The organism is Pontixanthobacter aquaemixtae, from assembly GCF_009827395.1.
GTDB lineage: Bacteria > Pseudomonadota > Alphaproteobacteria > Sphingomonadales > Sphingomonadaceae > Pontixanthobacter > Pontixanthobacter aquaemixtae.
In genome coordinates this window covers 581177-595387 of the sequence record NZ_WTYX01000002.1, presented here as the reverse complement: position 1 = coordinate 595387, position 14211 = coordinate 581177, and the positions used below count along the sequence as shown (strand labels likewise).

Annotated in this window: 15 protein-coding genes; 5 read left to right on the top strand and 10 right to left on the bottom strand. The window is 59.9% G+C overall.

Annotated elements, in window-relative coordinates:
* Positions 1-15: 15 nt before the first annotated feature.
* From GRI41_RS11880 to GRI41_RS11870, 3 genes are read left to right on the top strand one after another with little or no spacing between them, the layout of a single operon-like run.
* The gene (locus tag GRI41_RS11880; RefSeq protein WP_160605198.1) at positions 16-1392 is read left to right on the top strand and encodes an amidohydrolase; all 1377 of its coding nucleotides are present in this window, start codon (positions 16-18) and stop codon (positions 1390-1392) included.
* The gene (locus tag GRI41_RS11875) at positions 1392-2690 is read left to right on the top strand and encodes an amidohydrolase family protein (RefSeq protein WP_160605853.1); all 1299 of its coding nucleotides are present in this window, start codon (positions 1392-1394) and stop codon (positions 2688-2690) included. Before GRI41_RS11880 ends, GRI41_RS11875 begins: the two co-directional genes overlap by 1 nt.
* Positions 2680-3225 carry an FKBP-type peptidyl-prolyl cis-trans isomerase gene (locus tag GRI41_RS11870; RefSeq protein WP_235901215.1) on the top strand — a complete coding sequence of 182 codons (546 nt, stop codon included), beginning with the start codon at positions 2680-2682 and terminating at the stop codon, positions 3223-3225. The genes GRI41_RS11875 and GRI41_RS11870 overlap by 11 nt, the downstream gene beginning before the upstream one ends.
* A gap of 18 nt (positions 3226-3243) precedes the next feature.
* Here GRI41_RS11870 and GRI41_RS11865 read toward each other — a convergent pair whose 3' ends face one another.
* Positions 3244-3594, bottom strand: coding sequence for a winged helix-turn-helix transcriptional regulator (locus tag GRI41_RS11865; RefSeq protein ID WP_160605197.1), 351 nt, complete (start codon positions 3592-3594; stop codon positions 3244-3246).
* Positions 3595-3669: 75 nt separating this feature from the next.
* Here GRI41_RS11865 and GRI41_RS11860 point away from each other — a divergent pair, with 75 nt between their 5' ends.
* Complete coding sequence (locus GRI41_RS11860; RefSeq protein WP_160605196.1) at positions 3670-4122, top strand: PaaI family thioesterase; 453 nt, start codon at positions 3670-3672, stop codon at positions 4120-4122.
* A 3-nt stretch (positions 4123-4125) separates the two neighbouring features.
* On the opposite strand, the gene GRI41_RS11855 is transcribed toward GRI41_RS11860, so the two are convergent.
* From GRI41_RS11855 to rpe, 9 genes are all read right to left on the bottom strand, one after another.
* A complete protein-coding gene (locus tag GRI41_RS11855) occupies positions 4126-4923 on the bottom strand; it encodes a crotonase/enoyl-CoA hydratase family protein (RefSeq protein ID WP_160605195.1) in 798 nt (265 codons plus the stop codon).
* Positions 4924-4932: 9 nt separating this feature from the next.
* Positions 4933-5736 carry an alpha/beta hydrolase gene (locus GRI41_RS11850; protein WP_160605194.1) on the bottom strand — a complete coding sequence of 268 codons (804 nt, stop codon included), beginning with the start codon at positions 5734-5736 and terminating at the stop codon, positions 4933-4935.
* Between the two features lie 9 nt (positions 5737-5745).
* Positions 5746-7683 (bottom strand): 1-deoxy-D-xylulose-5-phosphate synthase, encoded by a 1938-nt coding sequence (gene dxs / locus GRI41_RS11845; RefSeq protein WP_160605193.1) that lies wholly within the window; start codon positions 7681-7683, stop codon positions 5746-5748.
* A 70-nt stretch (positions 7684-7753) separates the two neighbouring features.
* Entirely contained in the window at positions 7754-8218 is a 465-nt protein-coding gene (locus tag GRI41_RS11840; RefSeq protein ID WP_160605192.1) for a Fur family transcriptional regulator, read from the bottom strand.
* Positions 8219-8296: 78 nt separating this feature from the next.
* The gene (msrA, locus tag GRI41_RS11835) at positions 8297-8974 is read right to left on the bottom strand and encodes a peptide-methionine (S)-S-oxide reductase MsrA (RefSeq protein ID WP_160605191.1); all 678 of its coding nucleotides are present in this window, start codon (positions 8972-8974) and stop codon (positions 8297-8299) included.
* On the bottom strand, positions 8971-9108 hold the full coding sequence (locus GRI41_RS11830) for a hypothetical protein (protein ID WP_160605190.1): 138 nt from the start codon (positions 9106-9108) through the stop codon (positions 8971-8973). Before GRI41_RS11830 ends, msrA begins: the two co-directional genes overlap by 4 nt.
* Positions 9109-9292: 184 nt before the next feature.
* Entirely contained in the window at positions 9293-10882 is a 1590-nt protein-coding gene (purH, locus tag GRI41_RS11825) for a bifunctional phosphoribosylaminoimidazolecarboxamide formyltransferase/IMP cyclohydrolase (protein WP_160605189.1), read from the bottom strand.
* Positions 10883-10891: 9 nt separating this feature from the next.
* Complete coding sequence (locus GRI41_RS11820) at positions 10892-12769, bottom strand: heparinase II/III family protein (RefSeq protein WP_160605188.1); 1878 nt, start codon at positions 12767-12769, stop codon at positions 10892-10894.
* Entirely contained in the window at positions 12769-13431 is a 663-nt protein-coding gene (gene rpe, locus GRI41_RS11815; protein ID WP_160605187.1) for a ribulose-phosphate 3-epimerase, read from the bottom strand. Before rpe ends, GRI41_RS11820 begins: the two co-directional genes overlap by 1 nt.
* A 263-nt stretch (positions 13432-13694) precedes the next feature.
* Here rpe and GRI41_RS11810 point away from each other — a divergent pair, with 263 nt between their 5' ends.
* Positions 13695-14192: a DUF2141 domain-containing protein gene (locus GRI41_RS11810; RefSeq protein ID WP_235901214.1), complete on the top strand. Its 498-nt coding sequence runs from the start codon at positions 13695-13697 to the stop codon at positions 14190-14192.
* Positions 14193-14211 lie beyond the last annotated feature (19 nt).

Sequence of the window (14211 nt, the reverse complement as noted above, 5' to 3'; positions counted from 1 at the left end):
TTGGAGAAAGAAGCGATGCGCTATCGTGCCTTAACCTTGATAGGGGGCGCGGTGGCGCTCGCTGCTTGTTCTGCCAGTGGGCAGTCAAAACCCGCCAGCGCGTCTGATACGCCGGCGGCGTCGGCCGAAGCGCCCTACGCTTCGACCTATACGCCTTACCCATCGGCCGAAACTCTGATCATCCCCGTCCGCGTAATCGACGGCAATGGTGGAGATTGGGAAAACGGCTGGGTCCATCTGAAAGATGGCAAGATTGCCGCTGTCGGCGGCCCGACCTCACCGCCGCCCGATGTCGCGAACACCGTGGACGGAACCGGCAAGGTGGTGACGCCGGGTATCATCGATATTCACAGCCATCTTGGCGACTATCCCAGCCCATCGGTGCAGGCGCATTCGGATGGCAATGAAGCGACCAGCCCGACAACACCCGAAGTCTGGGCCGAGCATTCGGTTTGGCCGCAAGATCCCGGCTTCAGCCGCGCAATGGCCAATGGCGGAATTACCTCGCTGCAGATCCTGCCCGGTTCCGCCAATCTGATGGGCGGGAGAACGGTCACGCTGAAGAACGTGCCAAGCCGCACGGTTCAGGGAATGAAATTCCCCGGCGCGCCCTACGGGATGAAAATGGCCTGCGGCGAGAATCCCAAGCGCGTGTATGGCAATCGCGGGCGGATGCCATCAACCCGGATGGGCAATTTCGCGGTCAATCGCCAGACCTGGCTCGATGCCAAGGACTATGCCGATGGCAACCGCAAGAATCGCGATCTGGCGAAGGAGACGCTGGCTGGCGTGCTGGATGGCGACATCCTGGTCCACAATCACTGCTACCGCGCCGATGAGATGGCGCTGGTGCTCGATATGGCCAAGGAATTTGGCTATAAAGTCAGCGCGTTCCACCACGCTGTAGAAGCATACAAAATCGGCGATCTGCTGCGCGAAGCGGGCACCTGTTCTGCAATCTGGGCTGACTGGTACGGCTTCAAGATGGAAAGCTATGACGGCATTCCGGAAAACGCAGCCCTGCTGCAGAATGCCGATGCCTGCGTCGTGATCCATTCGGACGATGAAAACGGAATTCAGCGGCTCAACCAGGAAGCGTCAAAAGCGCAGGCCGCGGGCAAGCGTATGGGGATCGATATTCCCGATGCGACCGTGGTTCGCTGGCTCACACTCAATGCCGCAAAGGCGATGGGCATCGACGAAATGACCGGCAGTCTTTCCGAAGGGAAAATGGCTGATGTGGTACTGTGGAACGGCAATCCGCTGAGTGTCTATTCACGACCCGATAAAGTCTGGATTGACGGCGCGTTGTTGTTTGACGCGCAAGATCCGAAGCGCAGACCGGTGAGCGATTTCGAGCTCGGCCAACCCGGCGAAGGGGACGTGAAATGATGAAGCGTACTTTCCTTCTAGCGGCCGCCGCGACAGTGGGGCTGGCTGCACCTGCAGCCGCGCAAAATGTCGATATCACCGGCGCCACCGTTGCAACCGGCGACGGCAGCGCGCCTATCCGCAACGCCACCGTATCTGTTCGCGGCGGAAAGGTGGTTTATGCGGGCCCCGATGGCGGCGCACCGGCACGCGAAACGGGATCGGAGATTGATGGCAGCAATGTGTGGGTCACTCCGGGCCTCTTCATACCGCTGACCAATCTCGGCCTGTGGGATGTCGGCGCAGTCAGCAACAGCAACGATATCAGCGCGAGCAATTCGCGCTTCAGCGCCTCGCTCGATGCATCGACCGCTGTCAACTATGCATCGCAGCACATAGCCATCAGCCGCGGCGGGGGCGTGACCCGTGCGACAGTGACGACAGCTCCGTCAGATTCGATTTTTGCCGGGCAAGGTGCGGTGATCGATCTGGGCGCCGATCCCAATCCGGTGATGAAACCCAAGGCTTTCCAATTGGTGGTGCTGGGCGAAAGCGGCGCGCGCATCGCAGGAGGAAGCCGGACGGCGGCCTTTGCCGAATTTGCCAATGCGCTGCGCGAGGCGCGCGAGATTGCATCGGGCAACCGTGACAGCGGCGATGGCCTGTTGAACCGCGCCGATGCGGAAGCGCTTGGCGCGGTGCTGAGCGGCGAACAACAATTATATGTCCACGTCGAACGCGCATCGGACATTTCTGCCGTGCTGGGCCTCAAGCGGACTTATGCTGGTCTCGATCTGGTGCTTGTCGGGGTGAGTGAAGGCTGGATAGTCGCAAGCGAGATCGCCGCCAGCGGAGTGCCTGTGATTGCCGATCCACTGGATGATCTGCCTTCGAGCTTTGAGCAGCTTGCCGCGACGCAAAGCAATGTCGGGCGGATGGTCGATGCGGGCGTGAAAGTCGCCATTGGCGGCCTTAATGGCGGGATCACCGGTCCGCGCACCGCTCCGCAATTTGCCGGTAATCTGGTGGCGCTGAACAAAGTCCCGAGGGCCAGCGGGCTGAGCTGGGGGGAAGCTCTCGCCAGCATCACTTCTGTTCCCGCGGAAATTTCCGGCTATGGCGGCCGCTATGGCGTCCTCAAGCCGGGAGCTGCCGGCGATCTGGTGATCTGGGATGGTGATCCGCTGGAAGTTTCAAGTGCGCCGCTCCGCGTATTTATCGACGGGGTCGAGCAGCCGCTTGGCAACCACCAGATGCGCCTGCGTGACCGGTACCGCGATCTTGACGAGAGCGATCTGCCAAAAGCCTATGATTGGTAAGACAATGCAGATCGGGACGGTTCGTTTGATGCGAAAGCTGTGCGCGTCGACATGTGCGGCGGTTCTGTTGGGCGGCTTTGCTAGCCAAACGGCCGCACAAGACACTCCGGCAGAGGCTGCGCCAAGTACGGCGCAAGATGCGGCGTGGCACAACCAGCAGCAGATTGCCTTGGCGCAGCGGACCTACAAGGACGGGTGGCGCTGGATGGAAGGTGGTCTGCTGTGGCGGCGGATCAAAGGCAATGGCAGCGGCGCAAGGCCAACCGTCGCAGATACGGTTACACTCCATTATGCCGGAACCTTTGTCGATGGCACCGGCTTCGACAGTTCATATGGACGGGGCGAACCGGCGACCTTCCCGCTCGGCCGGTTAATCAAAGCGTGGCAATTGGCGGTCCCGCAAATGGCGGTTGGCGACACCATCGAAATCGCCGCGCCCGCCAGCATCGCCTATGGCCCGGTTGGCAAAGGCCCGATTCCGGGCGGGGCAACGCTGCTCTTCACGATTGAGCTGCTGGGCATTGAGGGGCGATAGAGCAAAGGCCGCAATGCCTTAATCGCTTTTGCGCCAATCGCGCGGCTTCTCCTGCTCAGCGTAAAGATGTTCAGCGCTCCACGCGCCAATCGCTTTGTAGGCAAGCTCTAACGCGCGCCCACTTTCGGTCAGTCTATAGGCGGCGCGCTTCGCATCGGGTGGATCGCGGACGAGCAACCCTGCATCACTCATCATATTGAGCCGGGATGAAAGCGCCGCCCTGCTGATCGGCAATCGCACCATGAATTCCTCGAACCGGGAAACGCCCAGAAAAGCTTCGCGCAGGATCAGCAAGACCCAGCGATCACCCAAAATGCGAGACGCCCGCCCGATAGGACAGGGAGATTTTGAAGGTTCATAGCTTTTCATATGTCTGCTTATCAGACTTGCGCTCAAGGCTGGCAAGTGTCATGTAGTCTGCATTACAGACTTTAGGGGCAAAGCATGGCCGTATCGCGTTTCGAGTCACCAGAGGCATCGATTGCCTATATGAAGGAAGTCGCAGTCGGGCGTTCCGGCTTTTCAAATTGGCTGCAGGTCGAGCCCGTCACCGTTTGGGAAGGCCAATCGGAATTGCTGCTGGAGTTGAGGCCGGAAATGACCCAGCATCACGGCTTCGCGCATGGTGCAATTGTGGGCCTGATGGCGGATAACGCCTGCGCCTGGGCGGCGGCGAGCGTGGTGGGCGATGTGGTGACGGGATCCTACACGATCAATTTTCTCGCGCCGGCCATCGGCAGCCGGCTGCGTTCCAAGGGAGCGGTGATCAAATCCGGAAAGCGCCAGGTCGTGGTTCGCGCAGAAGTCTGGAGCGAAAGCGAAGATGGCGTAGAGAAGCTCGTCGCCAGCGCGCAAGGTACGATCGTCCCCACCGGGCAAATCGAGCAAGAACGCTAGGCCTCATGCACCTTTGAAATCGGGCGCACGTTTTTCGATGAGCGCATCGACACCCTCGATATGATCTTCGGTGTGATGCATCAGCGCCTGTGTGTTCGCGGCAAGCTCCAAAGCGGTGTCATAAGTGATGCTGCGCCCCTGCCGCAGCAGGTTCTTTGTCTGGCGCAGAGCATGCGGCGGCATGGCGGCGATCTTTGTCGCCATCGCCTGCGCTTCTGCGATCAATGCATCACCTTCGACAACATGGCTGACCAGCCCCCAGTCGAGCGCCTTTGCCGCATCGATCACGTCGCCGGTATAAAACAGCTCTGCCGCGCGTGCTTCGCCGATTACGCGCGGAAGGACCCACGTTCCGCCATCACCCGGAATGATCCCCAGCTTGAGGAAGGTCACGCCGAACTTTGCGCGGTCCGAAGCGATGCGGATATCGGCCAGACAAGCGAGATCGCATCCCAATCCGATCGCCGCGCCATTGACCGCCGCGATCAGAGGAACGCGCAAGCCATAGAGCGCCCGCAAAATCTGATGGATATTGTTGCGATAGCCATTGGCGATCTCCACCGGATTGCCACCAAAATTGCCGATCCGGTCGCGCATCGCCTTGATGTCGCCGCCTGCCGAAAACCCCTTGCCCGCACCGGTCAGGATCACGCAGCGCACATCGGGATCGACATTGATCGCATCGCAAGCAGCAACGAACTCCGTTCCGTCACCATCCGCGCCAAGCGCATTCATCGTCTCGGGCCGGTTGAGCGTGAGAGTGGTGATGTGATCGGAAGTAGAGATCGAGAGTAACGACATTTCGGGTTCCTATTCGGCCAATTTGGCGAGCCATGCGATCTGCGCATCTTGTGGAGCGGGCAGATAGGCGAGCTCATGGCCCACTCCGGGGTAATCTTCCAGAGACACATTCTTGGCGAGACCGGCCAGCTTTTCCGCATGGGAAAAGGGCACAACCCTGTCTCCGGTGCCATGTTGCAGCAAAATAGGCATGGCCAGATTGCCGATCTTGTCGGCATTGGCGAATTGATCGCGGAGCAGCAGCCGGACTGGTAGGAACTTCGCCTGCTCCGCCGCAACGTCGGGGACGCTGGTGAGCGGAGACACGAGGATCAATGCGCGGGCATCCACTTCGCTGGCCATTTGCACGGCAGTGCCCGAGCCAATCGAATTGCCCGCCAGAACAATGTCCTGCCCTTGATATCCCTGTGCTTTCAGCCAAGCCAGCGCAGCGCGGCCATCGCGGTAGAAACCTTCTTCCGATGGCTCTCCCGCATTGCCGCCATATCCGCGATACTCCACCAGCAACACGCCATATCCGGCCTGCTGCACTTCGCCCATAGCCGTCGCTGCGCCCGGAAGATTATCGCCATTACCGTGAAAGAAAACCACGACCGACTGCCCGGCACGAGGCGCGCTGAATGCGGCCCGCAGGGACAGTCCGTCACTGGTTTCCAGAGTGGCTTCCTCATAGCCTGCCGGAATCGCGGCAATGGCTTGCGGGGCCGGATAGATAAAGCTCCCCTGAAACGCCCATGCCAGCGCCACCACGGCGCCATAGGTGCATAGAATCGTAGTCGCTGCGACCAACACGAGGCGTCTCAGCCGGTTCACTGTGCCGGCCTAGGCCCGCGCTTCTTCGATCCCGGCGCTGTTGTGCCGCAGCGCTTTCAAAACGGTTTCGACGATGTGCGGCGCGTTGAGGCCGGCATCATCATATTGCTTGGCCGGGGCGTCCTGTTCCTGGAACATGTCGGGAAGGCGCATTGTCCGGATTTTAAGGCCCGCATCGGTCAGCCCGCTATCGCTAGCGAAAGTCAGAACATGCGCGCCAAGGCCGCCAATCGCGGCCTCCTCGATCGTAATAACCACTTCATGCGTGCGCATCAGTTTTTCGATCAGGTCGGTGTCGAGCGGCTTGGCGAAGCGCAGATCAGCGACCGTGGTGGATAGGCCCTTGGCTTCCAATTCATCCGCTGCCTTCAGGCTTTCGGCGAGGCGCGTACCCAGCGACAGCAGCGCAACTTTGCCTGCCCCGCTTTCTTTGCCGCGAACGATCCGGCCCTTGCCGATTTCGAGCTTCTCCAGCTTGTCGGGAATGGCAACACCGGTGCCCGCACCACGGGGATAGCGGAACGCAATCGGCCCATCGTCATATTCGGCGGCGGTGTAGGTCATATGCGCAAGCTCTGCCTCATCCGCCGCTGCCATCACGACAAAGTTTGGCAAAGTCGCAAGATAGGTCACATCGAACGAACCGGCATGGGTAGAGCCATCCGCACCAACCAATCCTGCGCGGTCAATCGCGAAGCGGACCGGCAGATTCTGGATCGCCACATCGTGCACCACCTGGTCATATGCGCGCTGGAGGAATGTGGAATAGATCGCCGCAAAGGGCCGCATTCCTTGTGCCGCGAGCCCTGCAGCAAAGGTCACGCCGTGCTGTTCGGCAATGCCGACATCGAACGACCGCTGCGGATGCGCCTGCGCAAATTTGTCGACTCCGGTGCCCGAAGGCATGGCGGCGGTAATCGCACAGATCTTCGGATCAGTTTCGGCCAGTTTGGCCAGAGTTTCACCGAAGACATTCTGGTAATTCGGCGGGCCGCCGCCCGGCCCCTTGTCCTGTTTGCCGCTGACCACATCGAATTTGGCCACGCCGTGATATTTGTCCGCGCTGTTTTCCGCAGGGGCGTAGCCTTTACCCTTGGTGGTCACGACGTGGATCAGGACGGGGCCTTCTTCGGCATCGCGGACATTTTCCAGAACCGGGATCAAATGGTCGAGATTGTGCCCGTCAATCGGGCCGACATAGTAAAAGCCCAGTTCCTCAAACAGAGTTCCGCCGGTGACCATGCCACGCGTATATTCCTCAGCCTTGCCCACCGCTTTGTGGACTCGCCGCGAGATCTTGGCGACCGCTTTCGAGGCAAGGCTGCGCAAGCCGAGATATTCGCTCGATGACACCATCCGCGCGAGATATCCGCTGAGCCCGCCGACCGGGGGCGCAATCGACATATCATTGTCGTTGAGGATCACGACCAGCCGATTGCCCGCCTGCTCTGCATTGTTCATGGCTTCATAGGCCATGCCCGCGCTCATCGCGCCGTCACCGATCACGGCAATCCCGCGTCCCGGCTTGTCATTGAGCTTGTTCGCTACGGCAAAGCCAAGCGCGGCTGAAATCGATGTTGAGCTGTGCGCGGCGCCGAACGGATCATATTCGCTCTCTGAGCGCTTGGTGAAGCCGGACAGGCCGCCGCCCTGCCGCAAAGTCCGGATCCGGTCACGCCGCCCGGTAATGATCTTGTGCGGATAGCATTGATGCCCGACATCCCAGATCAGCCGGTCATCGGGTGTGTTGAAGACATAATGGATGGCCACAGTCAGCTCGACCACGCCCAGCCCCGATCCCAAATGTCCGCCAGACGTACTGACTGCATCGATCATCTCGGCGCGCAATTCGTCAGACAGCTGACGAAGCTGCTCGGGCTCGAGTTTGCGAAGGTCTGTCGGGGTGTCGACCGTGTCGAGCAGCGGAGTATCAGGGCGCGAAGTCATGCAACCGCTTTACACCCGGAAATCAAAACTGTCGATGAACGGTTTGTCGACAAAAAAGAACGGTTCGTCGCTAGTTGCAGCTAGCGCATGTCCCGCGGATCTCGATAATCGGGCGGCGGGTTGCGAAGTCTGCACTCTTGGCTACGCCGCGCACTTTGGTCGATATCTCGTCATTGTCGATATGGGTCGCTTCGCCGCATTCGTCGCACACCAGGAAAATGCAATCATGCGTGCATCCCGGATGGCTGTTGGCGAGGTACGCGTTCGAGCTTTCCACCCGCAGCGCGAGATTATTGCTCACAAACAGGTCGAGGATACGGTACACGCTGTTGGGGGCCACGCGCTTCCCGCGCTTGGCGGAAAGATTATCGGCAATATCGTATGCCGATGCGGGCCTGTCGTGATTTGCCAGCTCTTCGAACACGTCCGAACGCATGCTGGTCCATTGCTCGCCCGAATTGACCAGCGCCTCGCGCGCGGCATCGATCAGGCCTGCGCCCGAATGCTCGTGATGATTATGTGCGTGAAGTGCCATGCGGCCCATATAGCGCGCCTGTTACCGATTTTCCAATAACACTAGCAATTGCCGTCCGTCGCACGGCGGTACGCGCCGCTAATTGCGGACAAAAGTGGGTCGGTAGTGCGAGGGATACAGGCGTTTTAGCGCGGCCACTTTGGGTTTGTCCCACCTGCGAATATAGGCATGATGAGGGTTCCGGATCATGAAATCCTGATGATACCCCTCCGCCTTGTAGAATTTGCGGTAGCGTTCGATCTTGGTCACGATCGGACGGGACCATTTGCCCGATGCCTGCATCTGTTTGAGATAGGCTGCAGCTACAGCGCGCTGCTCGGCGCTCAGGGGCACCAGTGCCGCCCGGTATTGGCTGCCGCGATCGGGGCCCTGGCGGTTATGCAAGGTCGGGTCGGCCACGACCGAGAAAAATATCCTCAGCAATTGGTCATAGCGGACCACTTTGGGATCGTAGCGGACCAGAACCGCTTCTGCATGGCCGGTCACGCCGGTATTGGTCTGTTTGTATGTTGCGGTCGCTGCGTTGCCGCCGTGATAGCCCGACACGGCGCTTTTCACGCCTTTGACATGGCTGAAAACGCCTTCAACGCCCCAAAAACATCCGCCCGCAAAGACGGCGGTCTTCAGGCCTGAGCGCTCATTTGCCGTGCGCTTGGCCGCAGGAGCAGCCACGACATTCTCTGCCGCAGTTGCCGCCGGACCGCAACTCGACAAGGCAAGCGCAGCGGCGACAAGTGGGAGAAGCGCGCGCTTCACAGGATTGTCGCGGCGACAGCTTCCGGAATAATCTGCTGGCCCAGCTCTGGACTGATCTGGAAAGCAACGATCAATGCGCCGACGAAAAAGCCGATCGCAAAATTGCGCGGCATATCGGTTTTGAAAATACTCATAACGAATCTCTTTCGAATCACATGCGCGCTTCTAGACCGCAGGCACTTTCGGGCCGGTGAACGCGCCGTTGTCAAAAGGCAGTTCGATTCTGATCAGCAAAAGGTTACGCTGTTTGCTTGATCCCTCGGTCTCCGTGCGGAACGCCGGCGCGAACGCTGGCGTCTGAGGGGCTAAACAAACAAACTAGTGCCGGAAATGCCGCATTCCGGTGAAGACCATGGCGAGGCCCGCCTCATTGGCGGCTGCGATCACTTCGTCATCGCGCATTGATCCGCCGGGCTGGATAATCGCGGTTGCGCCTGCCTCTGCCGCGGTGAGCAGCCCGTCTGCGAAGGGGAAAAATGCATCTGACGCGACCGCGCTTCCGACAGCGCGGCTTTGCTCCCATCCATATTTCTCGGCCGCTTCGGAAGCTTTCATCGCTGCAATCCGCGAACTGTCGCGCCGGTTCATCTGGCCCGCACCGATCCCCGCGGTCGCACCGTCTTTGGCATAGACAATCGCGTTTGATTTCACGTGCCGTGCAACGGTCCACGCGAACAGACAGTCCTTGAGCTCTTGCTCGGTTGGCTGGCGTTCGCTCACCACTTTCAGGTCGGCTTCGGAAATCGCGCCATTGTCGCGCGATTGGACCAGCAGCCCCCCTGTGATCGGCTTGACAGCGAGGCCGCCGCGCCGTGGATCGGGCAGATCGCCGGTGACCAGCAAGCGCAGGTTTTTCTTTTTCGCGAAAGCGGCGCGCGCGTCATCGCTCACAGAGGGCGCAATGACCACTTCGGTAAAGATTTTGCAGATGGCTTCGGCAGTCGGGCCGTCGAGCGGGACATTGACCGCCACAATCCCGCCAAAGGCCGATACGCTGTCACACGCCAGCGCTTCTTCCCACGCTTCGAGCAGATCGGGCCGCTGGGTCACGCCGCAGGGATTGGCGTGTTTGACAATCACCACCGCCGGATCGCCGCCGGCGAATTCCGCGCATAACTCCAACGCGGCATCGGCATCGTTGTAATTGTTGTAGCTCAGCTCCTTGCCCTGCAATTGCTCTGCCTGTGCGATGCCCTTGCCGTGCGGCCCAACGGGCAGATAGAGCGCTGCCTTCTGGTGCGGATTCTCGCCATAGCGCAATTCGACCGGGCTCCGCCCGTTGACCGCCAGCATATCGGGGAACATCTTGCCCTGATCGGCAAAGCCAAACCATTGGCTGATCATCGAATCGTAAGCTGCCGTCACGCTGAATGCCTTGGCAGCCATATTCTTGCGGAATTCGAGCGAAGTCGCGCCATCCAGCGAGTCTAGCTCGCCGGTAAGCGTCGCATAGTCAGACGGATCGGTTACGATGGTGACGAACTGGTGGTTCTTCGCTGCGGAACGAACCATGCTTGGCCCGCCAATATCAATGTTTTCGATAATCTCGGGCCGTTCGGCGCCGCGCATCACGGTTGCTTCGAACGGATAGAGGTTCACTACCACCAGATCGATCGCGCCAATCGCATGCTGCTCCATCGCCGCCGCATGTTCGGGGTTGTCGCGCACCGCGAGCAGCCCGCCATGCACCATTGGATGCAATGTCTTGACCCGCCCGTCCATCATTTCGGGGAAGCCGGTGAGATCGGAGACATCCTTCACATCCAGCCCGGCATCGCGAAGCGCCTTCGCCGTTCCGCCGGTCGACACCAGCTCGACGCCGCGTTCTGCAAGCGCTTGCCCCAGTTCAACCAAACCGCTTTTGTCGGACACTGACAGCAGCGCCCGCTTGATTGTGACGTCAGTCATTTCGCGAAATCATCCCATTTTCTTGAGCAGCCAGGAGAAACTTCCCCCGCCGCGCGATGTCATGCCCTGAATTACCAATTGCTGGATCGGGTGCGGACGCCCGTTGCCGCCAACCCACATACTTTCTTCGATGGATAGAACGCCGCCATTGTCGTCCTTGCCCGCGAGCCGGAATTGCCAATAGCTACCGTCAGGCAGAGCAAGGCCCGCACCGCGTTTGTCATCTGAAAGACCAAGCTCGATGCCCTTGCCGATATGGAAGCGGATGGCAAAGCCGATCTTGCCGCGCTGGCCCTTCTTGCCTGATGGAACGAGCAAATCTTCGCCGCGCAACTCGCTGCCGTCTTCGCGCATGATCAGCACGCGGCGGTGAGTAAGGCCATAGCGCGCGGCATATCCATCATGGCTGGCTTCCAGCCGCGAAGCGAGACCCTGATCGACTTTCAGCGTTTTGCGATCGACTTCGACTTCGCTCACGCCTGCACCAAGCTTGCCATTGATGTGGACAGCGGTGGAATTGGCGTCATCCAGCGTAAGCGTGGAATGCGCCGCTGTCGCGCGCAGACCCTGCTCGATCCGCGCCGGCACTTGGCCACCGGCGAAGGCTGCCCCGCCGCAATTGACGATAATGCGCTGCCCATTGGCGCACAGTTCAAACGCCAATGTCGATGCGCAGCCCGCTCTCGAATTGCGCGCCAAAGGAGGCGGTGCCGCGTCAAAGATCAGCGTGGTTTTGTTGCTGGCCACCCGTTGATAGCCCCATTGGCGCACATTCTTGACCGGCCGCGCACGGACCGTGCTGGCGTCAATCAAATTGGCAATGCGATCAGCGCTGATGGCGCCCGCGCCTTGCCAGCTCGACAGAGCCCCGTCCGAATGCACCAGCGTGAGCAAAGGCGGCACCAGCAATTGCAGCATTGTGTCCAATGCCTCGGGCGGATCGCGATCGGTCGCGCGGTAGCAAGCGCTCAGATCGACCAGCAGGCCAATCGCATCCATTTGTGCGAGTGGGCTTCGCGACAAAACCCCGCCATCATCCGCCACAAATTCGCCAAGAGCGCGGATCAAGCCGGCCTCGCCGAACAATCTTCGCGGCTTGCCGTCGGGCAACAGCAATCCGGCGGCGACGACGCCGCACCATCCGGCAACTTCGCCCATCCTGTCAGCGGATTTGGAGACATTGCGATCGAGCCAGCGCGCGGTTTCGGCCATCGCTTCGATCGTCCGCGCCCGTTGATCGGTGCCGGTATTCGACAGGATGAGCGGCGCGTGCACCAACCAGTTCAGAAGGCGGTGTCCGACATGCTCGACATTCCACGGCGTGCCTTTGGCTGGCTTGGGATTGGCATCAAGCCACGCGCCCATGACCCGCTCTGCCGTCGAAGTGCATTGCTCGCGAGCGGCCGACGATGCCAGATCGCGCAGCCAGGAAAAGCCGTGCACAACGCGTTCAAATGGCGGTGTCAGCCGGGCAGTCGGGGAAAAATCCATCTGCGCAATGGGCGCCTTGACGCCATGTACCAGAAAATGCCCGGCGCGCAGCGCAACGCCCGCGGCGCGCTCTCCCCCTAGCGGTGTCTCCACCGTCGCCAACAGGCGCGGTTTGGCTGCTTTGGTGAAGGGCGAAGTTAGCGTCGAAGCAGGCACGCCCAGCCGGTAAGCCAGACGAATGAAACGCTCCCCCGGACCAATTGACGGAGGGGCAAAATCGGTGACGACCAGCGATTTGCCGGGCTCGAGCGTTTCACGCTTGGCCGATTGCGGTCCGGCACTGCTGTCAATCAATGGGTCCGGCGCATCGCTTTGCGAAAGCGGGATAGCCATATCAATCGTGTCGTCGGCCAAATCGGTGTCGCTGGCGCGCGTGGTGTTTGGCGCCTCGATCATTATCCCTCGCCCTTCAACGCGGCGATATTGGCCGCATATTGACTCGCTCCGCCTTTGAATGTGGCCGAGCCCGCGACCAACACGTCGGCACCGGCGGCAACGCATTGCTTCGCCGTTTCAGGATTGACCCCGCCATCGACTTCCAGATGGATATCGCGGCCGGTCGCGTCGATCATTTTGCGGATCTTTTCGATCTTGCGCAGCTGGCTGGAAATGAAGCTCTGCCCGCCGAACCCGGGATTGACGCTCATCACCAGCACCAGATCGACATCATCAATCAGATAGTCGAGCGCGCTTTCGGGCGTCCCGGGGTTGAGCGAAACACCAGCTTTCTTGCCGAGGCTGTGAATTGCCTGAATCGTCCGGTGTGTATGCGCGCCGGCTTCGGGATGGACCGTGATGATATCGGCGCCAGCTTTGGCAAATTCTTCAAGATATTGATCAACCGGGCTGATCATCAGATGCACATCGAAGACTTTTTCGGTGTGTGGCCTGATCGCTTTCACAACATCGGGCCCGATTGTAATATTGGGCACATAATGCCCGTCCATTACGTCAACATGGACCCAGTCGCAGCCCGCCTCGTCAATCGCGCGCACTTCTTCACCCAGCCGAGCAAAATCCGCGGACAGGATGGAAGGGGAAATGAGCGGTTGCGCCATAAATCGGGGCCTGCTTGCGGGCAAAAAGCGGTTCACACCCGACTAGAAGGCGCGAGTCACCGCCACAAGCGGGCGCCAAGGGCTTTTCCACACCGGTCAAGGCGGGTGGGAACGGCGCTGACCACTCGATCAGCCCAAGTTCAGCGAAAATTCAGGGCCAGTAGGGTATTGCAGATCCCATATGGGGGCTGGTCCGATTTTCGGATAGACTCCCCCTGACCTAACATGACCGCGACAAAGCGCGCGACGGGAAGCAAGAGATTATGACTATGAAAACATCTTCGAAATTGGGCGTGATGGCGCTTGTTGCAGGCAGCATGGCTGCCGCAACCCCCGCCAGCGCGCAATATAACCGGACGATTTCCAACGACATGTCCAAATGCGCGGCCTCTGCAGGCCCGGCCATCAAAGTGACGGTGCGCGGTATCGAAACATCGACCGGAAAAATCCGCGTCCAGAGCTATTATGGCACCAAGGCCGACTGGCTCAAAAGCGGCCGTTGGCTTAGCCGGATCGAGACATCGGCAAGCGCGGGCAGCATGACCTTTTGCGTTCCGGTTTCCAAAGCGGGCGTATACGGAATAGCCGTTCGCCATGACAAGAATGGCAATGGCAAAACCGACATTTCATCGGATGGCGGCGCAATGTCGAACAACCCCAGCATCAACATCTTCAATTTGGGCAAGCCAAGCTACAAGAAAACGCGCTTCACCGTGGGTCAGGGTGTCAAATCGATTACGATCAACATGCGCTACATGTAATTGGCGGCAGTTGACGGCG